The 21,387-nt window shown below is 72.1% G+C and carries 16 protein-coding genes and 2 pseudogenes; 7 read left to right on the forward strand and 11 right to left on the reverse strand.

Going from position 1 to position 21,387, the window contains the following annotated elements:
• Positions 1–23: 23 nt before the first annotated feature.
• Together ACIQHQ_RS16035 and ACIQHQ_RS16040 are read right to left on the reverse strand one after the other, a co-directional pair.
• Positions 24–920 (reverse strand): anti-sigma factor RsbA family regulatory protein, encoded by an 897-nt coding sequence (locus tag ACIQHQ_RS16035; RefSeq protein WP_402612500.1) that lies wholly within the window; start codon positions 918–920, stop codon positions 24–26.
• Positions 917–4,006: a LuxR C-terminal-related transcriptional regulator gene (locus ACIQHQ_RS16040; RefSeq protein ID WP_402612501.1), complete on the reverse strand. Its 3,090-nt coding sequence runs from the start codon at positions 4,004–4,006 to the stop codon at positions 917–919. Before ACIQHQ_RS16040 ends, ACIQHQ_RS16035 begins: the two co-directional genes overlap by 4 nt.
• A 274-nt stretch (positions 4,007–4,280) precedes the next feature.
• On the opposite strand from ACIQHQ_RS16040, the gene ACIQHQ_RS16045 reads away from it, so the two are divergent.
• Positions 4,281–5,633, forward strand: a complete 1,353-nt coding sequence (locus ACIQHQ_RS16045) for a M14 family metallopeptidase (protein WP_402612502.1) — start codon at positions 4,281–4,283, stop codon at positions 5,631–5,633.
• Here the strand turns inward: ACIQHQ_RS16045 and ACIQHQ_RS16050 are convergent.
• The 5 genes and pseudogenes from ACIQHQ_RS16050 to ACIQHQ_RS16070 form a co-directional block, all read right to left on the reverse strand.
• Complete coding sequence (locus ACIQHQ_RS16050) at positions 5,630–6,130, reverse strand: hypothetical protein (protein WP_402612503.1); 501 nt, start codon at positions 6,128–6,130, stop codon at positions 5,630–5,632. The two genes, ACIQHQ_RS16045 and ACIQHQ_RS16050, sit on opposite strands and share 4 nt — an antisense overlap.
• Positions 6,131–6,195: 65 nt before the next feature.
• Positions 6,196–6,392, reverse strand: a pseudogene (locus ACIQHQ_RS16055) (hypothetical protein); the annotation flags it as partial.
• A 63-nt stretch (positions 6,393–6,455) separates the two neighbouring features.
• Positions 6,456–6,866, reverse strand: coding sequence for a RidA family protein (locus ACIQHQ_RS16060; RefSeq protein ID WP_402612504.1), 411 nt, complete (start codon positions 6,864–6,866; stop codon positions 6,456–6,458).
• On the reverse strand, positions 6,863–7,624 hold the full coding sequence (locus ACIQHQ_RS16065) for an IclR family transcriptional regulator (protein ID WP_402612505.1): 762 nt from the start codon (positions 7,622–7,624) through the stop codon (positions 6,863–6,865). The genes ACIQHQ_RS16060 and ACIQHQ_RS16065 overlap by 4 nt, the downstream gene beginning before the upstream one ends.
• Positions 7,621–8,691, reverse strand: a complete 1,071-nt coding sequence (locus tag ACIQHQ_RS16070; protein ID WP_402612507.1) for a sugar kinase — start codon at positions 8,689–8,691, stop codon at positions 7,621–7,623. Before ACIQHQ_RS16070 ends, ACIQHQ_RS16065 begins: the two co-directional genes overlap by 4 nt.
• 134 nt (positions 8,692–8,825) lie before the next feature.
• Between ACIQHQ_RS16070 and ACIQHQ_RS16075 the strand changes: the two genes are divergently transcribed.
• Both ACIQHQ_RS16075 and ACIQHQ_RS16080 read left to right on the forward strand, forming a co-directional pair.
• A complete protein-coding gene (locus ACIQHQ_RS16075; RefSeq protein ID WP_402612508.1) occupies positions 8,826–10,103 on the forward strand; it encodes an amino acid deaminase in 1,278 nt (425 codons plus the stop codon).
• A gap of 13 nt (positions 10,104–10,116) precedes the next feature.
• Entirely contained in the window at positions 10,117–11,730 is a 1,614-nt protein-coding gene (locus ACIQHQ_RS16080; RefSeq protein WP_402612509.1) for an amidohydrolase family protein, read from the forward strand.
• Between the two features lie 21 nt (positions 11,731–11,751).
• Here ACIQHQ_RS16080 and ACIQHQ_RS16085 read toward each other — a convergent pair whose 3' ends face one another.
• Together ACIQHQ_RS16085 and ACIQHQ_RS16090 are read right to left on the reverse strand one after the other, a co-directional pair.
• Positions 11,752–12,678, reverse strand: a complete 927-nt coding sequence (locus ACIQHQ_RS16085) for a serine protease (protein WP_402612510.1) — start codon at positions 12,676–12,678, stop codon at positions 11,752–11,754.
• 340 nt (positions 12,679–13,018) lie between these two features.
• A complete protein-coding gene (locus ACIQHQ_RS16090) occupies positions 13,019–13,750 on the reverse strand; it encodes a hypothetical protein (RefSeq protein ID WP_402612511.1) in 732 nt (243 codons plus the stop codon).
• A gap of 126 nt (positions 13,751–13,876) precedes the next feature.
• Here ACIQHQ_RS16090 and ACIQHQ_RS16095 point away from each other — a divergent pair, with 126 nt between their 5' ends.
• On the forward strand, positions 13,877–15,088 hold the full coding sequence (locus tag ACIQHQ_RS16095; protein WP_402612512.1) for a pyridoxal phosphate-dependent aminotransferase: 1,212 nt from the start codon (positions 13,877–13,879) through the stop codon (positions 15,086–15,088).
• A gap of 144 nt (positions 15,089–15,232) precedes the next feature.
• Positions 15,233–15,652, forward strand: a complete 420-nt coding sequence (locus ACIQHQ_RS16100) for a hypothetical protein (protein WP_402612513.1) — start codon at positions 15,233–15,235, stop codon at positions 15,650–15,652.
• Between the two features lie 169 nt (positions 15,653–15,821).
• Here the strand turns inward: ACIQHQ_RS16100 and ACIQHQ_RS16105 are convergent, their stop codons facing one another.
• Both ACIQHQ_RS16105 and ACIQHQ_RS16110 read right to left on the reverse strand, forming a co-directional pair.
• Positions 15,822–16,097, reverse strand: a complete 276-nt coding sequence (locus ACIQHQ_RS16105; protein WP_402612515.1) for a hypothetical protein — start codon at positions 16,095–16,097, stop codon at positions 15,822–15,824.
• A gap of 326 nt (positions 16,098–16,423) precedes the next feature.
• Positions 16,424–18,253, reverse strand: a complete 1,830-nt coding sequence (locus ACIQHQ_RS16110) for a phosphoenolpyruvate carboxykinase (GTP) (protein WP_402612516.1) — start codon at positions 18,251–18,253, stop codon at positions 16,424–16,426.
• Positions 18,254–18,581: 328 nt separating this feature from the next.
• Between ACIQHQ_RS16110 and ACIQHQ_RS16115 the strand changes: the two genes are divergently transcribed.
• Both ACIQHQ_RS16115 and ACIQHQ_RS16120 read left to right on the forward strand, forming a co-directional pair.
• Complete coding sequence (locus tag ACIQHQ_RS16115) at positions 18,582–19,295, forward strand: hemolysin III family protein (protein ID WP_402612518.1); 714 nt, start codon at positions 18,582–18,584, stop codon at positions 19,293–19,295.
• A 100-nt stretch (positions 19,296–19,395) separates the two neighbouring features.
• Positions 19,396–20,910 (forward strand): annotated as a pseudogene (locus ACIQHQ_RS16120) (DHA2 family efflux MFS transporter permease subunit); the annotation flags it as partial.
• Positions 20,911–21,387: the final 477 nt, after the last annotated feature.

The following is a 21,387-nucleotide window of genomic DNA, read 5'->3' on the forward strand; positions in this document are numbered from 1 at the left end:
TACCTGTTCGCGCAGGTGGGGTGTCATGCGAACTGGAGACGGACCGTCGCTCCGTCGGCGTCGTCGCGGATGTCCACGTAGGCGCAGACCTGACGCGCGTACCAGAGCCCCGGGCCCGCGGCGGAGGCTGTGGGCGGGACGAAACCGGCGAGCGGGTCGTCGAGACGGCGGACCGAGCGCAGTTCGCAGACGCAGGCGGGCGCCTCGCCCCACAGCAGGGCGTCATCCGCGAGGGGCGCGAGGGCCACCGCGGTCTCCGCCACGGCGGCGGCGAACAGCTCGGCGTCCGCGGCGGCCAGTCCCCTGGCCGCCGCCCAGCGCTGCACGGCCGCGGCGTGCGGCTCCCTCAGGGGCCACGCACCGGCCGGAGGCGACGGCAGGGGCACGGCGTCGAGTTCGGCCGCGAGGCGCAGCGGGTCCTCGTACACCTCCGTGTCGGGGTGGGTCCGGCGGGCCGCGGCGACGACGGCGGGCCCGGCGGTGCGGGTGTCGTACGCGCACAGAGCGGTCGTGGCCTGGGGCGCGAACAGGAGGTTGGCGAAGGCCTCGTAGCGGATCCACTCGGTGGTCTCGCGGGCCGAACGGCCGGCACGGCCGCTCCAGACGGGCTCCATGACGAGGTGGATCCGGCCGCCGGGGCCGGCGTGCGCGGTGAGGTACGCGGCGGCCCGGGCGACGGCGTTGGCGGCGGAGCCGGTGTACCAGTCGGTGTGCGGGATGCAGGTGACGTCCTTCGCGTCGCGGCCGAGGGCGTCCCGCAGGAGGTCCAGGTTGTGCGGGGCGGCGATGGCCACCGGCGGTGGTTCCCCGCAGGCGCCGAGTCCTTCACCGAGGAAGGGCAGGGCGGCGGCGACGAATCCGTCGTCGGAGTCGAAGACGGCCATGCGGTGGTCGAAGGCGCTGAGTGGTCCGGTGATCATGCGATCCCCTCGGGTGGGTGTGCGTGGAGGGCGTGGGGGGCGGGTCGTCGCTGTGCCGTCATCCAGGCGGCGATCTGGCTGCGGTTGCTGAAGCCGAGCTTGCTGAGGATGCGTTCCACGTGGCCTTCGGCGGTGCGGCGGGCGATCACCAGGCGGTCCGCGATCTGCTGGTTGGCGAGTCCCTCGGCGACGAGCCGGGCGACTTCGGTCTCGCGGCGGGTCAGAGGCACCGCGGTGTCGTCCTGCGGCGGTGCGGCGGGCTCCGAGGGGAGCGGGCGGCCGGGCTCCTGGAGCGCGTGGCCGGCCAGCTCCCCGAGACCGAGCGCCGCGCCGCGCCGGTGGGCCCGCTCGAACGCCTCGCGCCCCAGGGCCCGGACGGCCCGCTCCTCGCTGTCCCGGCGTACGGAGGTGAGGACGTGGGCGCCCCAGCGGCCGGTGTCGATGTCGGCCCAGACGCGGTCGGCGCCGCCCAGCAGCAAAGCGGCGTGCCGGTGGGCGTCGCGTGCCGCCGCGACGGACGCGAGCAGGTCGAGGGTGAGGGCGATGCCGATGACGTCGTGGACGGCGAGCTTGAGCCGCAGGGCCTCGCGGGCGTGCCGTTCGGCCCGGGGCCAGTCGCCGCGCGCGGTGTGCGCGAGGGCGAGCATCCGCAGCACGTACGACCGCACCCATTGCTCGCCGTGCCGCTCGCACAGCCGCAGGGCCCGCTCGCAGATCTGCACGGCCCGTTCGGCCTCCCCCAGGAAGCCCAGCGCGCAGGCGAGTTCGACCTGGTCGAGGCCGACGAGGCTGAGGTGCTGGCCGGGCACGGGGCCGCGGGCGACGGTGGTCTCGAAGTGCCTCAGCGCTCCGGGCAGGTCGCCGCCGAACAGCCGGATGACGCCGATGACGTACTCGGCGTGGGCGCCCTCGGCGGTGTCACCGATGGCGCGGGCGAGGGTGAGGGCCTCGGTGGCGTGGCGGCGGCCCCGGGGGAAGTCCCGGGTGGCGGCGGCCAGCAGCCCGGCGACCCAGAGGCCGCGGGCCCGTTCCCGGGTGGGTTCGGGGGTGGCGTTCAGGGCCCGGTCGAGCCAGTACAGGCCCTCGCGGGAGGCGCCGCAGGCATGCCAGTAGAACCAGAGCGTGCCGGCGAGGCGGAGGGCGGCGGGTGCCTCGCCGGGCGTGGAGAGGCTGAAGTCGAGGGCGGCGCGCAGGTTGTCCCGGTCGGCGCGCAGCCGGGCGACGGTTTCCGGCTGCCCCGGCCCGAACCAGCCGCGCTCGCACTCCTCGGCCCGCCGCAGCATCCAGTCCCGCTGCCGCCGGGCGGCCTCCTCCTCCCCCGCGTCCCGCCGCAACTGCTCCAGCCCGTACTGCCGCAGGGTGTCGAGCAGTCGGTAGCGCACCCCGCCGGGCCCGGGCTCACGGCTGAGCACGGACTTGTCCACGAGCCCGGCGACGGCTTCCAGAACGTCGTCGGCACGCAGGCGGGGGGTCGGAGCCAGAGCCCTCGTGGGCGCCGCGGAGGGCCGCGCCTGCGGCCCCGGTGCCTCCATGAGCCGCGCATGCGGCCCCGGTGCCTCCGTGAGCCGCGCATGCGGCCCCGGTGCCTCCGTGAGCCGCGCCTGCGACCCCGGGGCGTCCGCGAGCCGCGCAGGGAGCGCGGCCGGGCGAGCGGGCGGAAACGCCGTCAGGTCCGGGGCCGGAAGCACGACGAGCCGCTCCCCGCCTTCCGGAGGCAAGCCGGCGCCCTCCGGGGACCGGGAGACATACGGGGATCGGGGGACCTCCGGCGGTTGGGAGCCCTCCGGCGGTCGGGAGCCCTCCGGCGGTCGGGGGAGTTCCGGCGGTTGGGAGCCCTCCGGCGGTCGGGGGAGTTCCGGCGGTTGGGAGCCCTCCGGCGGTTGGGAGCCCTCCGGCGAGCGGAGGGCCTCCGGCGGTCGGGGGACCTCCGGGGGTAGGAAGCCCTCCGGGGGTTGGGGGGCCTCCGGAGACCGGCGGTCCTCCGGCAGTCGGGAGCCCTCCGGGGGTTGGGGGACCTCCGGAGACCGGCGGTCCTCCGGCAGTCGGGAGCCCTCCGGAGACCGACAGACTCCCGGCACACAGGGAGCCTCCAAGGACCGGCAGACTCCTGGCACACAGGGAGCCTCCGGTGGCCGGGAACCCTCTGTGGGCCCAGGGGCCGGGCCCTCGGGAATGCCGTCCGCGCACACCGCCTCCGCCGTCTCCAGGTCGAAGCTGCCCGCCAGGACCGACAGCCGGGCCCACACCGTCTGCTCGGGGGTGGTGCACAGGTCGTGGCTCCAGGCGACCGCCGCCCGCAGGGTCTGGTGGCGGGGCAGGGCGGTGGGGCTGCCGGTGGTGAGGAAGCGGTAACGGTCGTCGAGGCGGTCGAGGCGGTCGAGGAGCTGGTCGACGTCGAGGACACGCATGCGAACGGCGGCCAGTTCGATGGCGAGGGGCAGACCGTCCAGGCGGTGGCACAGCCGGGCGACCAAGGCGCGGTTGGCGGCGGTGAGGCGGAAGCCGGGGACGACGGCGGCGGCCCGGTCGGCGAAGAGGGTGAGGGCCGGGTAGCTCTCGGCGGCGGACAGGTCGCCGTCCGGGTCGGGCACCGGCAGCGGCCGTACCTCCAGCAGGTGTTCCTCGGTGAGGCCGAGGCGGTGCCGGCTGGTGGCGAGGATCCGGACGCCCTCGGTGCCGTGCAGCAGGGCCGCGGCGAGCTGGGCGCACGCACCGGCCAGGTGCTCGCAGTTGTCGACGACGAGGAGCAGCCGCCGGTCCCTCACCTGCTCGACGAGGGCGTCCAGGGGCGGTTGGGCGGAGTGGTCGTGGAGCCCGAGCGCGTCGGCGGCGGCGAGCGGGACGAGGGCCGGGTCGTGCAGTCCGGACAGGTGTACGAAGCGCACGCCGTCCGGGAAGGCCCGCCGCACCCGGGCCGCGATGCGCCCGGCGAGCCGGGTCTTGCCGACGCCGCCCGGCCCGGTCAGCGTCACCAGTCGCGCGCGGGCCAGCAGTTCGCGGCCCTGGGTCAGTTCGCCACGCCGGTCGACGAAGCTGGTCGTCTCGGTCGGCAGGTGGTGGTCCCGTCGTGGCGCTGATCCGCCCATGATCAGCCAGTCCTCTGAGGGGTGTCGTCCGGGGACCGGGACACTCCGGCTCCCCCTTGCGCGGACCCCCACCCTCCCCCGCTCCGTCCATACATGCACGCCGCGGCCACTCCTGCGGGTGCACTTCCGCCGGGGCACCTCGATCGCGGCGGCGCACGCGTACACTGCACGGCCACTTTCAGTCTTGACCCGCTCATGGCATTAGCAGAACGATGTGCGCCACCCGCACCAAGCACGTCGCACGGAACAACCCCACCTCCCACAAGGAGATTTCATGCGACTTCGCATACGAGGCTCCGGTGCCCGCACCGGCAGACGCACCGCCGCCCTCGCCGGCCTCCTCGCGTTCGCCCTCGCGGCGCCTCTGTCCGCGACGACGACCGACGCCACCGCCGACGGCGCCCGTCAAGCGGCCGCCACGGCCGACGACATCCGCCAGTACGAGGTCCATCTGCACTCGACGGCCGAGGACCGCACGGCACTTCAGCGTACGGGCGTGACCGTGGACGAGGTCCACGGCCACGGTGTCGTGGTCTCCGGCCGCGCCGACCAGGTCAGGAAACTGCGCGCGCTGGGCTATGAGGTCGCCCCGCTCGGCGCGGTGCCCGACCGTTCCGCGGGGGAGGACGACGTCCGGCTCTTCGACTTCCCCTCGGGCGACTCGAAGTACCACAACTACGCGGAGATGACGAGCGAGATCAACGCGATCGTCTCGGCCAACCCGTCCATCGCGAGCCAGCGCGTGATCGGCAAGTCGTACCAGGGCCGGAACATCGTCGCCATCAAGATCAGCGACAACGTCGGCTCCGACGAGTCCGAACCGGAGGTGCTGTTCACGCACCACCAGCACGCCCGCGAGCACCTGACCGTCGAGATGGCGCTCTACCTGCTGCGCGAGCTGACCTCCGACTACGGTTCCGACTCACGCGTCACCGGCATGGTGAACAACCGTGAGATCTGGATCGTCCCCGACATCAACCCGGACGGCGGCGAGTACGACATCGCCACCGGCTCGTACCGCTCCTGGCGCAAGAACCGGCAGCCCAACTCCGGCTCGTCGTACGTCGGTACCGACCTGAACCGCAACTGGAACTACCGCTGGGGCTGCTGCGGCGGCTCCTCGGGCTCCACGTCGTCCGACACCTACCGGGGGCCGTCGGCCGAGTCCGCACCCGAGGTGAAGGTCGTGGCGGACTTCGTGCGCAGCCGGGTCGTCGGCGGCACGCAGCAGATCAAGGCGGGGGTGGACTTCCACACCTACAGCGAGCTGGTGCTGTGGCCGTTCGGCTACACGTACTCCGACACGGCGACCGGGATGACCGCGGACGACAACGCGGCGTTCAAGGCGGTCGGGCGGAAGATGGCCGCGAGCAACGGGTACACGGCGGAGCAGTCCAGCGACCTGTACATCACCGACGGGTCGATCGACGACTATCTCTGGGGCGCGCACAAGATCTTCGGGTACACCTTCGAGATGTACCCCCGGTCCGGCGGGGGTGGGTTCTACCCGCCCGACGAGGTGATCGAGCGGGAGACCTCCCGTAACCGCGATGCGGTGCTGCAACTGCTGGAGAACGCGGACTGCATGTACCGGTCGATCGGCAAGGAGAGCCAGTACTGCGCCTAGCCGGCGTCTTCCTCGAAGTAGGCGTCCAGCACCGCGTCCAACTGCGCGTCCCACTCCTTGAAGTGGCTCCTGGCCGGCGCCTCGATCTCGATCGGGTACCAGCGCCGGTCAGGGGTGTGGACGGTGACGGTGTACCGCTTGCCGAAGCGGGCCGTCTCCGTCTCCACCGCGCCGATCTCGTCCCAGCGGAACTCGCATTCCTGGTCGTCCAGGGACAGTCGTACGCCTCTGTGGTCGGCGACCAGCCTGGCGCGGCGGTCGGACGCCTCGAAGACGGGGCCGTCGACCTCGGTGTCCTCCTCCTGCTCGGAGGGGGCCGCCTCCGCCGTGTCCGCCGATGCGGTGCCGGCCTCCTCGGTTTCCGCGACCTCAGGCTTCTGCTCCGGCTCGTCCTCCTCCGTGGGTCGGGACGCGGGTGACGTGAGCCCGGGGATGAAGGCCGGGTCGAATCCGGCGCCTTCCAGGGGCTGGCTGCTCGAACCTATGCGCTGCTCCACAGCGGAGCAGTATGGTCGACAAACCTGTGCGGCACACAGTCGACCCCGGCATCGTTATGAGACGCCTACACGAACAGACTCAAAACCGCCGCCACCGCGCACCCCGCCACCGGCAGCACGCTGTCCAGGACGGTCCAGGTCTTGGGCGTGTCGCGCTCGCTGATGCCGAAGTACTTCGCGGCCGTCCAGCCGCATCCGTCAGCGCACTGCGCGCGCGGGCCCCGTCGTTGAGGTGCGAGGCGAAGATGGAGCCGGCCGAGACAGGGCGGAGCGCGGCGCGGCCCGTCGAAGGCGCCGCGCCTCGAAGAGGGCGGGGTGGGGTGGGTCAGCCGAGGACGGCCAGCGCGTCGATCTCGACGAGGAGACCCGCGGGCAGGCCGACGTAGACCGTCGTGCGCGCGGCGGGCGGCTGGGTCAGCTCCTGCTCCTCGAAGTACGCGTTGTAGATCTCGTTCATCTCGGCGAAGTGGGCCACGTCCGTCAGGTAGACGCGGATCATCATCACGTCGTCCCAGGAGGCGCCGCCCTCCTCCAGGATCGCCTTGACGTTGGCGAGGGTCTGCAGGGTCTGCTCACGCAGGGTGGGCCCGGCGGGCGTGGGCGCCTTGCCCTCCTCGGCGGGCAGGAAGCCGACCTGGCCGGCGACCTGGAGGATGTTGCCCTTCCGCACGCCGTGCGAGAACTTCGCCGGCGGGGTGGTGTGGGTCTTCGGGGTGAGTGCGACCTTGTCCGTCATACGGTGCCCTTCACTGGTGTCCTGCCGGAGTACTCGCCGCTGATGGCGTCCGCCGTACGGCGCACCAGCGGCAGGAGGGTGAGGAGTTCGTCGGCGGTGACGACCACGTTCGGCGCGGAGACGGACATCGCGGCGACGACCCGGCCGTCGGCGCCGCGGATGGGCGCCGCGACGCAGTTGATGGACTCTTCGTGGCCGCCGAGGTCGGTGGCCCAGCCCTGTTCGCGTACCTTCTCCAGCTCACGCAGGAACGCGTCGGCGTCGGGGGTCGAACGGGACGTGTAGGTGGGGTAGTCGAGCTTCTTCGCGACCGCCCGCCGCTCGTGCTCGGGCAGGTCGGCCAGCAGCAGCTTGGCGACCGCGGCGACGGTGATGGCCACGGGCTTGCCGATGCGGGAGTACATCCGCACCGGGTAGCGGCTCTCGACCTTGTCGATGTAGAGGACCTCGTTCTCCTCGTACACGGCGAGGTGCACGGTGTGCCCGCAGTCCTCGTTGAGGCGGACCAGGTGGGGGTGGGCGATCTCGCGGACGTCGAGGTTCTCCATCGCCTCCTGGGCGAGGGCGAAGAGCCGTGCGCCCAGGCGGTAGCGCTGGTCGGACTGGCGGTAGACGAGCCCGTGCTCGTGCAGGGTGCGCAGCAGCCGCAGGGCCGTGGACTTGTGCACCCCGAGGCGGTCGGCGACCTGCCCCAGGTCGGCGGGGCCCTCGGCGAGCAACGGCAGGATGCTGAGCGCGCGGTCGACGGTCTGGCTCATGGCGTACGTACCTCCTCGTCGGCCCGCTGTGTCCGCTCGGTCCAGCCCGGGCCGAGTCGCAGTCTCCCCCATGCCGCGTCGTCCAGGGCGACGAGCCGGTCGGCGTGCTCGCGCCCGGGCGGTGTCGCGAGATCGCCGGGCACGGTGAGGGCGGCGGCGGCCATCAGATGCCCGTGCCGCAGCCGGTCCCGGACGGGCAGCGCACGCAGGGTGGCGGAGAGGAACCCGGCGGCGAAGGCGTCTCCGGCGCCGACGGCGGCGACGACGTCCACGCGGGGGGCGCGGGCGAGGGTGGCCGTGCCGTCCGCGTCCTGCGCGTCGCGGGGGTCCTTGTCGAGGGCGACGGCGCCGCCCGGGCCCATCTTGACGACCACGAGCTCGGGCTCGGGCAGCGCGTCCCGGACGGCGGACGGGCCGTTCAGGCCCCACGCGTCGAGGGCCTCGTCGGACCCGACGAAGACGAGGTCCGCGCGGCGGGCGAGGTCCAGCAGGACCCGGCATCCGTCGGGGTCGGGCCACAGCCCCGGCCGGTGGTTGACGTCGAAGGAGACGAGCGGCCGCCGCGGGCCCGGTTCGGTCAGTTCCCACAGCAGGTCGAGGCAGCTGCCGGAGAGCGCCGCCGTGATCCCCGACAGGTGCAGCACGCGGGCGGCCCGGACGGCCGCGAGGTCCACGGTGTCGGTGGACATCGCCGAGGCGGCCGATCCGGCCCGGTAGTAGGCCACCTCGTGGGCGCCGGTGGCCCGGTCCCCCGCCGTGCGGAAGTAGATGCCGGTCGGACGAGCCGGATCGCGCCGTACGGACGCGACGTCGACGCCGTAGGACCCGATCTCCTCGACGAGGTGGTCGCCGAAGCCGTCGGCGCCGACGGCTCCGACCCACCGCACGGAGTGCCCCGCCGCAGCCAGCACGCACGCCACGTTGGACTCCGCCCCGCCGATGCCCCGCTCGAAGGACGGCACGTCGGCGAGACGCCCCGGCCGGGAGGGCAGGAACGTGACCATGGACTCGCCGAGCGCGACGACGTCCACGACGTCGGGGGCGTTGCAGGGTCCGGTGAGGGTCACGATGCTCGTAGCTCCTCGGCGAGGTCGGTGGGCGGCGGCTTCATTGACCGGCGGTGGCCGAGATGTTAGACAGCGTCGAGCGATATACGCAATGATAGTTGCAAATAGTGCAACAGTGCTGATCAGGAGGCTCCATGCCAGCCGACCCCGCAGCCGAGTCCCTCGCCCGGCTCGCCGCAGAGCGCGTCGACCACCGGTTCAAGGGCCTCCCGCCGGACGCCGACGGCCTGACGGTCGGCGAGCTGGCCGGCCAGCGCCGCAACCTCTTCACCGGCGACTTCGCCACGCCCGTGCTCGCGCTGTCCGCCGAGCGCCTGGAGCACAACCTGAGGCTCATGGAGACGTACGCGGCCCGGCACGGCCTGGCCTTCGCGCCGCACGGCAAGACCTCCATGGCGCCACGGCTGTTCCAGCGGCAGATCGAGCACGGGGCGTGGGGCATCACCCTGGCCGTGCCGCACCAGGTGCGGGTGGCGCGCGCCTTCGGGATGCGGCGCGTGTTCCTCGCGAACGAGCTGGTCGACGCGGCGGCCCTGCGCTGGATCGCCCGCGAGCTCGGCGCCGACCCGGACTTCCGGTTCGTCTGCTACGTCGACTCCGTGCGCGGCGTCGAGCTGATGGACGCAGCCCTCCGGGACGCCACGCGGCCCCTGGACGTCGTCGTCGAACTCGCGGCCGGCGAGGGCGCCCGGACCGGGGTGCGTACGGAGGCGGAGTGCGCGGCGGTCGCGGACGCGGTGGCGGGCACGCGGACACTGCGGCTGGTCGGTGTCGCGGGCTACGAGGGCGAGGTGCCGAAGGCCGACACCGGGCGGGTGACGGCGTGGCTGCGGCGGCTGGTAGCGCTCGCCGCCGAGTTCGACGAGGCGGGGCGGTTCACCGGACTGGACGAGATCGTGGTCAGCGCGGGCGGCAGCGCCTGGTTCGACGCGGTCGCCGAGGTCTTCGCGGAGATCCCCGAACTGTCGCTCCCCGTCCTGAAGTTGCTCCGCTCCGGCGCCTACGTCTCGCACGACGACGGGCATTACCGCAAGCTGACCCCGTTCAACCGGGTCCCCGAGGAGGGCGCGCTGGAGCCGGCGTTCCGCCTGTGGACCCAGGTGGTCTCGCGGCCGTCGGCCGAGCAGGCCTTCGTCAACGCGGGCAAGCGGGACGCGGCCCACGACCTCGATCTGCCCTTCGCCCAGGTGATCCGCCGAGGCGGCGTCGAGCGCCCGGCCACCGGCGTGTCGGTGACGGCACTGTCCGACCAGCACGCCTGGCTCGCCACCACCCCGGAGGCGGATCTGGAGGTCGGCGACTGGGTGGGCCTCGGCCTGTCCCACCCGTGTACCTCGTTCGACAAGTGGCAGCTGATCCCGGTCGCGGAGGCGGACGGCACGGTCGTCGACTACGTCCGCACCTTCTTCTAGGAGGCCGGGCGCGATGGAGGAGCTCGTCATCCGGGACGCCGACGTCGTCGACGGTTCCGGCGCGGACGCGTACCGGGCCGATGTGGTGGTCGACGGCGGCCGGATCGTCTCCATCGTCAAGGAGGCGGCGGCGGCCGGCTGTCAGCGGCCGAAGGCGCGCCGGGAGCTGGACGCCGAGGGCCTGGTCCTCTCCCCCGGCTTCGTCGACATGCACGCGCACAGCGACCTGGCGCTGCTGCGCGACCCCGACCACAGCGCCAAGGCCGCGCAGGGCGTGACCCTGGAGGTCATCGGCCAGGACGGCCTGTCGTACGCGCCGGTCGACGACCGCACGCTCGGTGAGGTGCGGCGGGCGATCGCCGGGTGGAACGGCCCGGGCGACGACATCGACTTCGACTGGCGCACGGTCGGTGAGTACCTGGACCGGCTGGACCGGGGGATCGCTGTGAACGCGGCCTACCTGATCCCGCAGGGCACGGTCCGGGCGCTCGTCGTCGGCTGGGAGGACCGCGCGGCCACACCCGCCGAGCTGGAGCGGATGCGCCGGCTGGTCGCCGAGGGCCTGGAGCAGGGCGCCGTCGGCATGTCGTCGGGGCTGACGTACCCGCCCGGCATGTACGCGCGGGACGCCGAACTGACCGAACTGTGCCGGGTGGTGGCCTCCTACGGCGGCTACTACTGCCCGCACCACCGCTCCTACGGCGCCGGGGCCCTTCAGGCCTACGAGGAGATGGTCGCCCTGACCCGGGAGGCGGGCTGTTCCCTCCATCTCGCCCACGCCACCATGAACTTCGGCGTGAACAAGGGCCGGGCACCAGAACTGCTGGCCCTGCTGGACGAGGCGCTGGCGGCCGGGTCCGACATCAGCCTCGACACCTACCCGTACACCCCGGGCTGTACGACGCTGGCGGCCGTGCTGCCGAGCTGGGCGAGCGAGGGCGGCCCGGAGGAGACCCTCAGGCGGCTGGCGGACGAGGAGACCGCGGAACGCATCCGCCACCACCTGGAGGTCACCGGGTCCGACGGCTGCCACGGCGTGCCGATCGAATGGGACACCATCGAGATCTCCGGCGTGAACGATCCGGCCCTGGCCGATTTCGTCGGCCGGACGGTCCGGGAGTCGGCGGACCGGCGGCGCGAGAAGCCCTGGGTGACCGCGCGCGGCCTGCTGCTGGCGGACCGGCTGGCTCCGACGATCCTCCAGCACGTGGGCCATGAGGAGAACGTCCGGGCGATCATGCGCCACCGGGTGCACACGGGCGGCTCGGACGGCATCCTCCGGGGCGCCAAGCCGCACCCGCGCGCCTACGGCACCTTCCCGCACTATCTCGGGCACTACGTCAGGGAGTTGGGGGTGCTGTCGCTCGAGGAGTGCGTCGCGCACCTCACCTCGCGCCCGGCCGCGCGGCTGCGGCTGCCCGACCGGGGCCTGGTACGCGAGGGTTACCGGGCCGATCTGGTGCTCTTCGACCCGGCGACGGTCGCGGCGGGCTCCACGTTCGCGGAACCCCGCAGGCTCCCGACGGGCCTCCCGTACGTCCTGGTCGACGGCCGGTTCGTCATCGAGGACGGCCGGCGCACGGACGTGCTGGCGGGCCGGGCGGTCCGCAGGACTCCTCCCGCGTGACCGCCCGGCCGGCACTCAGTCTTACGGCTTGGGCAGGGTGCAGCCACTCGCGCTCAGGTCGAGTTTGCTGTCGATCCCGAAGCAGGCCGGGATCCCGTAGGTCTCCTGGGCGTAGTTGATGCCCTTGCGGACGGTCACGGTGCCGTTCGCGTCGACCTCGCACGGGTTGTTCACCGTGCAGCGTTCACCGTCCTCGTTGCCGGTGTTGTTGATGGCGACGACCTTGTTGGTGGCCTGGTCGACGACGGGCGAGCCGGACGTGCCGCCGATGGTGTTGCAGGCGGAGGTGTAACGGACCGAGTCCTTCCAGGTCCAGTCGCCCTCCTTCAGGCGGTACGCGAACCCGTCGATGGAGCAGCTGTAGATCCGCTTCCAGTAGCCGGAGGGGATGCTGATGGCGGTGCCGGCCACCGGGTGGGTGTCGTTCAGTGTCAGCGCGTTGATGTTGTACGAGCTCTTGATCTGCGCGTACGTGGTGGTGAGCTGGTACAGCGCGACGTCCGTGTCGGTCATCGTGCCGTAGGCGAGCTTGGCGGCGCGCAGGGTGGCGACGCGTGAGCCGGAGGCATTGAGCAGGCTGAAGGTGCGGCTGGAGGCCTTGTCGACGAGGACCTGGCCGGGGCCGGGGAAGCCGGACTCCAGGCAGTGGCCGTTGGTCATCACGAGCGCCGGGTCGTCGGCCTCGGAGTCCGGCATCCGGACGACCGAGCCGGAGCAGTTGCTGAGGGCGACGGTGCCGGCGAAGTTCACGGCCTTGGCGGACGGGTTGGCGAGCCCGGACAGCGTCTGCTCCACGGACGTGACCACGCCCGAGACGGCGGACGTGGCCGAGCCCGTGTCCGCGACCTTGCCGACGCCCGTGGGGGCGGCGTCGGCGGCGGTCGCGGGAGCCGCGCCGGCTCCGGCTATCGCCAGGGCGCAGAACGCGGCGGCGAGAGGTTTTCTCATGGGGGGTCCCCTCTTGCGACGAGGCGGCCGGAAATCTTCCGGCCGCCTGCACTGTTGTCATGTGCATTGTGATCGTCACAAGGGGGGCGGCACAAGAACCCGTTCCAGAACCGGAATCTCGGCGTCCCGACCGACCCTACTCAACGGGCCAGAACGGCCGGTCACTTGGGGCGGCGCGCACCCATCCGGAATCCTCTACCGCCCGGCAGACGGTATACCTCCCTACCGGCCGACCGCCCTACTGCGTGCGGGCGGGTGGCCTTCGGCCGCCCGGACACCGAGACCGGACACCCACCGGAGCAAGCCGGGGTCAGCGGTGAACACCCCCCGGCACCCGGGGCTACTTGGGCCCCTTCGTGCCGCCCGGCCCACGGCCGGGCTTCCCGTCCGAGCGCCCCGGTGGCGTGTTGGCGGCCGGGGCCGACGTCGTCGGGGTGGCGACCGTGGGGCTGCTCTCCGAGGACCCGGGCGTGTCCGCGCCACCGGCCGACGAGGTGCCGCTCGCCGGGCCCGACGGATCGGCGGAGAGGCCGCCGGAGGCCTCGCCGTCACCCACCGGTACGCCGTCGAGCGGTGCGCCCGGGGTGGTCGCGCGCACACTGCCCGAGGGCGGCGCCGTCGGCGTCTCCCCCGCCGTCGGAGCCGTACGGCCGCTTTTACCGCCCCCCGTCCCGTCCGTCCCGTCGGAGGACGTGCCCGAGAAGGAGAACCCGGCGATCAGCGCGACCGCGGAGACGGCGCCCACGGCCCCGGCCGCCACCGCCGCCCGGCGCGTCCGCCACGGAGGGGGCTTGCGCCGGGAGCGGTGGCCCCGGGCGGACCGGGCCCGTGCCGGCACCGCTGGAAGCTCACGCGTGTCACCCACGCCGTCCGCGCGCCCCCCGTCGCGCAGGCCATCCCCACCGTCCGCGGCAGCCGTGCCGTCGTAGACGTCCTGCCATCCGTGGGCCGCGGCCGGGTCGGCGTAGGCGTCGTACTCCGGGGGCGGGGCGCCCTGCGGCACGTAGACGTTCGGCGTTCCCTGGGGACCGCTGCCCGTCACTCCGTCGGCGTACTCGAATGGCTTGGACATGGCGGCGAATTCTAGGGACCTGAGGTGCTGATGGGACAGCGGACGGCGATATCCACCCAAACCGCCGCGTCTCACGTGGCGGAAAACACGACCCGCGAGGCGTTACCGGGCCGTAAGCTCCCAGACATGCAGGTGATCCAGTCGACCAAGCTCGCCAACGTCTGTTACGAGATCCGGGGCCCGGTGCTCGAGGAGGCGATGCGGCTGGAAGCGGCCGGTCACCGGATCCTCAAGCTCAACACCGGCAACCCGGCGGCGTTCGGCTTCGAGTGCCCTCCCGAGATCCTGGAGGACATCCTCCGGAACGTGTCGTCGGCGCACGGCTACGGCGACGCCAAGGGGCTGCTGGCGGCCCGCCGGGCCGTGGTCATGCACAACCAGACGCTCGGCATCGAGACGGACGTCGAGCACGTGTTCATCGGCAACGGCGTGTCCGAGCTGATCGTGATGGCGATGCAGGGCCTGCTGGACGACGGCGACGAGGTCCTCGTGCCCGCGCCCGACTACCCGCTGTGGACGGCCGCCGTCTCCCTGTCCGGCGGCACCGCCGTGCACTACCGCTGCGACGAGCAGGCCGACTGGATGCCGGACCTCGCCGACATCGAGCGCAAGGTCACCGACCGGACCAAGGCGCTCGTGATCATCAACCCCAACAACCCGACGGGGGCCGTCTACGACGAGGCGATGATCAAGGGCCTGACCGATATCGCGCGCCGGCACAATCTGCTCATCTGCTCCGACGAGATCTACGACAAGATCCTCTACGACGAGGCCACCCACACCCCGACCGCCTCCGTCGCCCCCGACCTGCTCACCCTCACCTTCAACGGCATGTCGAAGGCCTACCGGGTGGCCGGTTACCGGGTCGGCTGGATGTCGATCTCCGGGCCGCGCGCCCATGCCGACTCCTACATCGAGGGTCTGACGATCCTGGCGAACATGCGCCTGTGCGCGAACATGCCCGGACAGCACGGGGTCGTCGCCGCGCTCAGCGGACGCCAGACGATCAACGACCTGGTGCTGCCGGGCGGGCGACTGCGCGAGCAGCGGGACACCGCCTACGAGCTGCTGACCCAGATCCCCGGTGTGACCTGCGTGAAACCCAAGGGCGCGCTGTACCTCTTCCCACGCCTCGACCCCAAGGTCTTCAAGATCAAGGACGACCGGCGGATGGTCTTGGACCTGCTCCGGCGCGAGAAGATCATGGTCGTGCAGGGTACGGGCTTCAACTGGCCGGAGCCGGACCACTTCCGGGTGGTGACCCTGCCGACGGTCGGGGACCTGACCGACGCGGTGGGGCGGATCGGTCACTTCCTGGACGGCTACAGCCAGCCCTGATCCATCCCTGATCCGACGGAAGACGAACCCCGCCGGCCTGCCCGCTCACCCTACGTGCGCGGGCAGTCTGATTTTGTGAGCGACTCAACTTTAGACGAAATCTAAGCTAGGATGGCTTCCTGAAAGACCTCAGGAGGCCTTCCCATGTACGAACCGATCCGCACCAAGTCGGTCCACAGCACGGTGGACGGCCCCAACCCGGACTTCCCCCACCGTTCCCGTGAGGAAGAGCTGGACATCCAGCTCGCGGGCTATCTCGCCGCCCTGCTCGCCGTCACGGACGAGCTGCGTGCGACGCAGGCCTCGGCCGACTTGGACACGGCGGCGGAGCGGCTCGCGAAGCAGGTGGGCAGGTTGCGGGGAGGGCGCGCCCCGGTGCGTGCGCCGATGAGCGGCCGGCCCGAGCAGGGCGCCACCGCCCTGCACCGGCGGGCGCACGCCCTGGCGGGCCGCGCGCTGGTCGTCGCCGCCTCCCGCGCCGACACCGCGGCCGCGATCCTGGCCGCCGAGCGGATGGACGCCCACACGGCGGCCCTGGAGCCGCGTCCACTCGCGTCCCGCTGAGCCCCGCGGGGCTCCCTCGACGGCCCCGGTCCGCGCGCACCCGCAGCGACGCGCGGACCGGGCGCCACTAACCCCTCTGTGAGGACCCTCGGGTACCCGCACCCGAAGCACGTCACGCCTGTTACGGACCGCGATCACCCGATCGTCCCCGACCGTCGGCCGGTTGCGGCTACGCGCGGCCGGGAACGACCGGGTCGGCCGGAGTGCCGAGAGCGGTGACGACGTGGCGGAAAACCACCCGGCCGTCCGCCTCCGTCTTTGCCCGCACCGGGGCGCCCGTCTCCGGATCGATCGTGAAGCCGCGCGTCAGGCTCTCGTCCGGGGCGCGGGCACGCAGCAGGAGGCCTGTTGCTCGCTTTCCTTGCACGGCCGGAGCTGCTCGGCGCTCAAGGGGGAGTCGGTGAAACGCAGAACTCGTGACAGCCGGCTGCTTGTCATCGGTCACGCTGCTTTCACCTGCCTCGCCGGAGTTCTCGCCCGACACCGACACACCGAAAACGCCCGAGCGCCCCGGTCGACGTAGGCCGTCGGCCGGAGCGCTCGGTCATTCATCGGCACGTTCGTGAGCCCGCGGGGCGGGCCGCGCCGAAGCGGGCGGGAGTGGGCCTGTCGCCGCCAGGTTCCGTCGGGGCGGACGGAGGGCGGCGGCGGGCCCGGAACCCCGCACGCCGTTGTGCGGGCCCCGCCAGTCGGTTCCGCGGCCGGCCGTGACGATGTTGCTGGTCAGGGCACTGTCGGTTCCAGCCGGCCGCGGAGTACAGGGGGGTGGGATCAGCCGAGGCGCTCCACCAGGGCGCGGTACTCGTCCCACAGCTCCTTCGGCGTGTGGTCGCCGAAGGTGTTGAGGTGCTCGGGGACCAGGGCGGCCTCCTCGCGCCAGACCTCCTTGTCGACCGTGAGCAGGAACTCCAGGTCGGACTCGGCCAGTTCCAGGCCTTCGGTGTCGAGGGCGTCCTTCGTCGGCAGGACGCCGATCGGGGTCTCGACGCCCTCGGCGGTGCCCTCCAGGCGCTCCACGATCCACTTCAGGACGCGGGAGTTCTCGCCGAAGCCGGGCCAGACGAACTTGCCCTCGTCGTCCTTGCGGAACCAGTTGACGTAGTAGATCTTCGGCAGCTTGGACTGGTCCTTGTCCTTGGCCACGTCGATCCAGTGGGCCATGTAGTCGCCCATGTTGTAGCCGCAGAAGGGCAGCATCGCGAAGGGGTCGCGGCGCAGCTCGCCGACCTTGCCCTCGGCGGCGGCGGTCTTCTCGGAGGCGACGTTGGCGCCGAGGAAGACGCCGTGGTTCCAGTCGAAGGACTCCGTCACCAGCGGTACGGCGGTGGCGCGGCGGCCGCCGAAGAGGATCGCCGAGATCGGCACGCCCTTGGGGTCCTCCCACTCGGGCGCGATGATCGGGCACTGCGAGGCCGGGACGGTGAAGCGGGCGTTGGGGTGGGCGGCCGGGACGCCGGACTCGGGCGTCCAGTCATTGCCCTTCCAGTCCGTCAGGTGGGCCGGGGTCTCCTCCGTCATGCCCTCCCACCACACGTCGTTGTCGTCGGTGAGGGCGACGTTGGTGAAGACGGAGTTGCCCCAGAGGGTCTTCATGGCGTTGGCGTTGGTGTGCTCGCCGGTGCCGGGCGCGACGCCGAAGAAGCCGGCCTCGGGGTTGATGGCGTAGAGGCGGCCGTCCTCGCCGAAGCGCATCCAGGCGATGTCGTCGCCGATGGTCTCGACCGTCCAGCCGGGGATGGTCGGCTCCAGCATGGCGAGGTTGGTCTTGCCGCAGGCGCTCGGGAAGGCGGCGGCGACGTACTTGGCCTCGCCGCGCGGCGGGGTGAGCTTCAGCACGAGCATGTGCTCGGCCAGCCAGCCCTCGTCACGGGCCATGACGGAGGCGATGCGCAGGGCGTAGCACTTCTTGCCGAGCAGGGCGTTGCCGCCGTAGCCGGAGCCGTAGGACCAGATCTCGCGGTCCTCGGGGAAGTGCGAGATGTACTTGGTCTGGTTGCAGGGCCAGGGGACGTCTTCCTGGCCGGGCTCCAGCGGGGCGCCCAGGGTGTGCACGGCCTTGACGAAGAAGCCGTCGGAGCCGAGCTCGTCGAGGACGGCCTGGCCCATGCGCGTCATGGTGCGCATGGAGACGGCGACGTACGCCGAGTCGGTGATCTCCACGCCGAGGGCGGACAGCGGCGAGCCGAGCGGGCCCATGCAGAAGGGCACGACGTACATGGTCCGGCCGCGCATCGAGCCGCGGAACAGACCGCCCTGCCCTCCGGAGCCCTGGAAGACCTCCCGCATCTCGGCGGGGGCCTTCCAGTGGTTGGTCGGGCCGGCGTCCGCCTCCTTCTCGGAGCAGATGAAGGTCCGGTCCTCCACGCGGGCGACGTCGGTGGGGTCGGAGGCCGCGTAGTAGGAGTGGGGGCGCTTGATCGGGTCGAGTTTCCGGAAGGTGCCCTTCTCCACGAGCTCTTCGCACAGTCGCTCGTACTCGGCCTCGGATCCGTCACACCAGACCACGTTGTCCGGCTGCGTCAGTTCTGCGATCTCGTTGACCCACGAGATCAGCCCCTGATGAGTGGTGGGGACGGTGGGAGCCGCGATGTCGCGCGCCACGATTGCTCCTAAATGAGGGATTTTTTGTGATGTGGAGGCCCCGTGGGGGCTGCGACCCGGATGCTTCACGGAGGATCTTGGGCGCTCATCCGGTGCCGACCGCACTCATTTGATCATCCGATGCTCGCGCCCATCTGTCCAGAGGAGCGCACAGGTGAGCAACGTGAGGCTCGCCACGGTTTCTCGCGCCGCTTTACCCGCACGTTGCGTTAACCTGACCGCTCATTTGCGTAACCATTGCCGGGCCGAAGTGAGAGGATGGCCACTCTTCGCCGGTCAAGCCGAGGCGCTGATACGTCACTTACGGTTCCGTAGCTACCATTCGGCCATGACTGCGTTCGTCCCCGACGCGCCCTCGGACTCGGCGGCCGACGGCCACGGTCCACAGGCGCTCCCCCTGCCTCACCCGGTGAAGCCGAAACTGCGTGGCTGGCTGCACCTCGGCATGTTCCCGGCGGTTCTGATCGCGGGGCTGGTGCTGACCGCCCTCGCCGACACCTCCAGAGGGCGCATCGCCTGCGGTGTCTTCGCCCTGACCGCATGCCTGCTGTTCGGCGTGAGCGCGCTGTACCACCGGGGCGACTGGAGCCCGCGCATGGACGGCGTCCTGCGCCGGCTGGACCACGCCAACATCTTCCTGATCATCGCGGGCACCTACACGCCGCTGACCATGCTGCTCCTGCCGGACTCCAAGGGCCGGTGGCTGCTGTGGGGCATCTGGAGCGCGGCCGTGGCCGGCATCCTCTTCCGCGTCTTCTGGGTCGGCGCCCCGCGCTGGCTCTACACCCCGTGCTACATCGCGATGGGCTGGGCGGCCGTCTTCTACCTGCCCGACTTCATGCGCACCGGCGGTGTGGCCGTCCTCGTCCTGGTCGTCGTCGGCGGCCTGCTCTACAGCGCGGGCGGCGTGATCTACGGGATCCAGCGGCCGAATCCCTCGCCGCGCTGGTTCGGCTTCCACGAGGTGTTCCACTCCTTCACCCTGGCGGCCTTCATCGCGCACTACGTGGGGATCTCGCTGGTGGCGTACCAGCACGGGTAGCAGCTGCCGCGCAGCACAGGGCCACGGCTTCCGCGCCGTGGCCCTTTCTCATGTCCCTCCACGTTGACAGTAAGACTCTTTTGAGAGTTACTTTCATTTCATGGCTACTGTCACTCAGCGGGGCCCGAGGCCCAGGGACCCCCGCCGCTGGTGGGCGCTCGGTGCCCTCGTCGCGAGCATGCTGGTGCTCGGTTTCGATCTGACGATCCTCAACGTGGCGCTGCCGACGATGGCCGCGCAGCTGGACGCGACCACCGGCGAGCTCCAGTGGATCGTCGACTCCTACGTCGTCGTGTTCGCGGCGCTGATGCTGCCCGCCGGACTGCTCGGCGACCGGTTCGGGCGGCGCCGGATGCTGGTCACGGGCCTGGTGGTGTTCCTCGCCGGATCGCTGGCCGGCACGGTGGTCGACACCGCGGAGCTGGTGATCGCGGCGCGCTCCCTGATGGGTCTCGGCGCCGCGCTGGTGATTCCGCTCGGCCTGTCCGTACTGCCGTCGATGTTCGGCGAGGAGGAGCGCGGCAAGGCCGTCGCCGCCGTCACCGCGTCCATGGCCGCGGGGATGCCGCTCGGGCCGCTGATCGGCGGGCTGCTGCTGGACCGCTACTGGTGGGGCTCGATCTTCCTGATCAACATCCCCATGGCCGCGATCGGCATCGCCGCCTGTCTGCTCCTGCTGCCCGAGTCCCGCGACCCGTCCTCACCCCGCGTGGACGCCCTGTCGACCGCGTCCAGCGCGCTGGGGCTCGGTGCCCTGGTCTTCGGCATCATCGAGGCGCCCGAGCGCGGCTGGGGCAGCGGCCTGGTGCTCGGCTCGTTCACGGCGTCCGCCGTGCTGCTCGCCGTCCTCGTCGCACGGGAGCGCCGCGCGATGCGGCCCATGCTGGACCTGAAACTGCTCGGCCACCGGGGGTTCCTGTTCAACAGTCTGGCCGCGACGCTCGGCACGTTCGTCTTCTCCGGGCTGCTGTTCATGCTGCCGACATATCTGCAGGAGGTCGGCGGCAGCGACGCCTTCGGCACCGGGCTGCGGCTGCTGCCGATGATGGGCGGGCTGATGGTCTCCGCGCGGCTGAGCACCCTGCTGGTGCGGCGCGCGGGACCACGCCCGGTGGTCACCACGGGCCTGGTGGTGCTGTGCTTCGCCGCGCTGCTCGGCTCCCGCACGGAGCCCGGCTCCGGCTACGGCTTCACCGCCCTGTGGCTGACGATCGCGGGCCTGGGATTCGGCCTGGCGATGGTGCCCGCGATGGACGCGGCGCTCGGCGGCATCCCCGCCGAGGAGGCGGGCAGCGGCTCCGGACTGCTGATGACGCTCCGCCAAGTGGGCGGCGCCATCGGCATCGCGCTGCTCGGCAGCCTCGTCGCCGGCGCCTACGACGACCGCCTCGACACCGCCGGTCTGCCCCGGGGGGCGGCGGACGCGGCACGCGACTCGGTCAGCGGCGCCCACGCCGTGGCCGAGCAGCTGGGACTGCCGGCGCTCGCCCGCTCCGCCGACGCCGCGTATGTGGACGGCATGTCCACGGTCCTCGTGGTCTGCGGCATCGCCGCCCTGGTGACGGCCGCGCTGACGGCACTGCTGCTGCCCGACCCGCGGGTCACCGCTCCGGCGGGACAGGCAGGGAAACTCGGCGGACCCGAGGAGGCCGGGGAGTCCGGGAGGCCAGGGGAACCTCGGCAGCCCGGAGGGCCCGGCGGACCCGGCCGACCTGGGGAAGCCTGGGAACTCGGGAAAGCCGGGAAGCTCGGGAGGACCGGAAAGCCCGGCGGACCCGAGGAGGCCGGGAAGGCCGGGAGGCCCGGGGAACCTCGGCAGCCCGGAGGGCCCGGCGGACCCGGCCGACCTGGGGAAGCCTGGGACCCCGGGAGGCCCGGGAGGCCCGGGGAACCCGGGAAGCCCGGCGGACCCGGAAAGCCCGGCGGACCCGGGAAAGCCGGCAAAGCCGGGGAACCCGGCGAACGCGGGAAACTCGACGGCCCCGGGAAAGCCGGGGACCCCGGCGGACCCGGGAAGCCCGGCGGACCCGGGAAAGCCGGCGGACCCGGGGAACCCGGCGAACGCGGGAAGCCCGGGGAGCCGCAGGCCGAG

This window comes from Streptomyces sp. NPDC092370 (assembly GCF_044755265.1).
Taxonomy (GTDB): Bacteria; Actinomycetota; Actinomycetes; order Streptomycetales; family Streptomycetaceae; genus Streptomyces.

Bases quoted from the DNA above. Each gene is read 5' to 3' on its own strand.
- ACIQHQ_RS16035 (WP_402612500.1), bottom strand. From the start codon at position 920: ATGATCACCGGACCACTCAGCGCCTTCGACCACCGCATGGCCGTCTTC.
- ACIQHQ_RS16040 (WP_402612501.1), bottom strand. From the start codon at position 4,006: ATGGGCGGATCAGCGCCACGACGGGACCACCACCTGCCGACCGAGACG.
- ACIQHQ_RS16045 (WP_402612502.1), top strand. From the start codon at position 4,281: ATGCGACTTCGCATACGAGGCTCCGGTGCCCGCACCGGCAGACGCACC.
- ACIQHQ_RS16060 (WP_402612504.1), bottom strand. From the start codon at position 6,866: ATGACGGACAAGGTCGCACTCACCCCGAAGACCCACACCACCCCGCCG.
- ACIQHQ_RS16065 (WP_402612505.1), bottom strand. From the start codon at position 7,624: ATGAGCCAGACCGTCGACCGCGCGCTCAGCATCCTGCCGTTGCTCGCC.
- ACIQHQ_RS16075 (WP_402612508.1), top strand. From the start codon at position 8,826: ATGCCAGCCGACCCCGCAGCCGAGTCCCTCGCCCGGCTCGCCGCAGAG.
- ACIQHQ_RS16080 (WP_402612509.1), top strand. From the start codon at position 10,117: ATGGAGGAGCTCGTCATCCGGGACGCCGACGTCGTCGACGGTTCCGGC.
- ACIQHQ_RS16085 (WP_402612510.1), bottom strand. From the start codon at position 12,678: ATGAGAAAACCTCTCGCCGCCGCGTTCTGCGCCCTGGCGATAGCCGGA.
- ACIQHQ_RS16090 (WP_402612511.1), bottom strand. From the start codon at position 13,750: ATGTCCAAGCCATTCGAGTACGCCGACGGAGTGACGGGCAGCGGTCCC.
- ACIQHQ_RS16095 (WP_402612512.1), top strand. From the start codon at position 13,877: ATGCAGGTGATCCAGTCGACCAAGCTCGCCAACGTCTGTTACGAGATC.
- ACIQHQ_RS16100 (WP_402612513.1), top strand. From the start codon at position 15,233: ATGTACGAACCGATCCGCACCAAGTCGGTCCACAGCACGGTGGACGGC.
- ACIQHQ_RS16115 (WP_402612518.1), top strand. From the start codon at position 18,582: ATGACTGCGTTCGTCCCCGACGCGCCCTCGGACTCGGCGGCCGACGGC.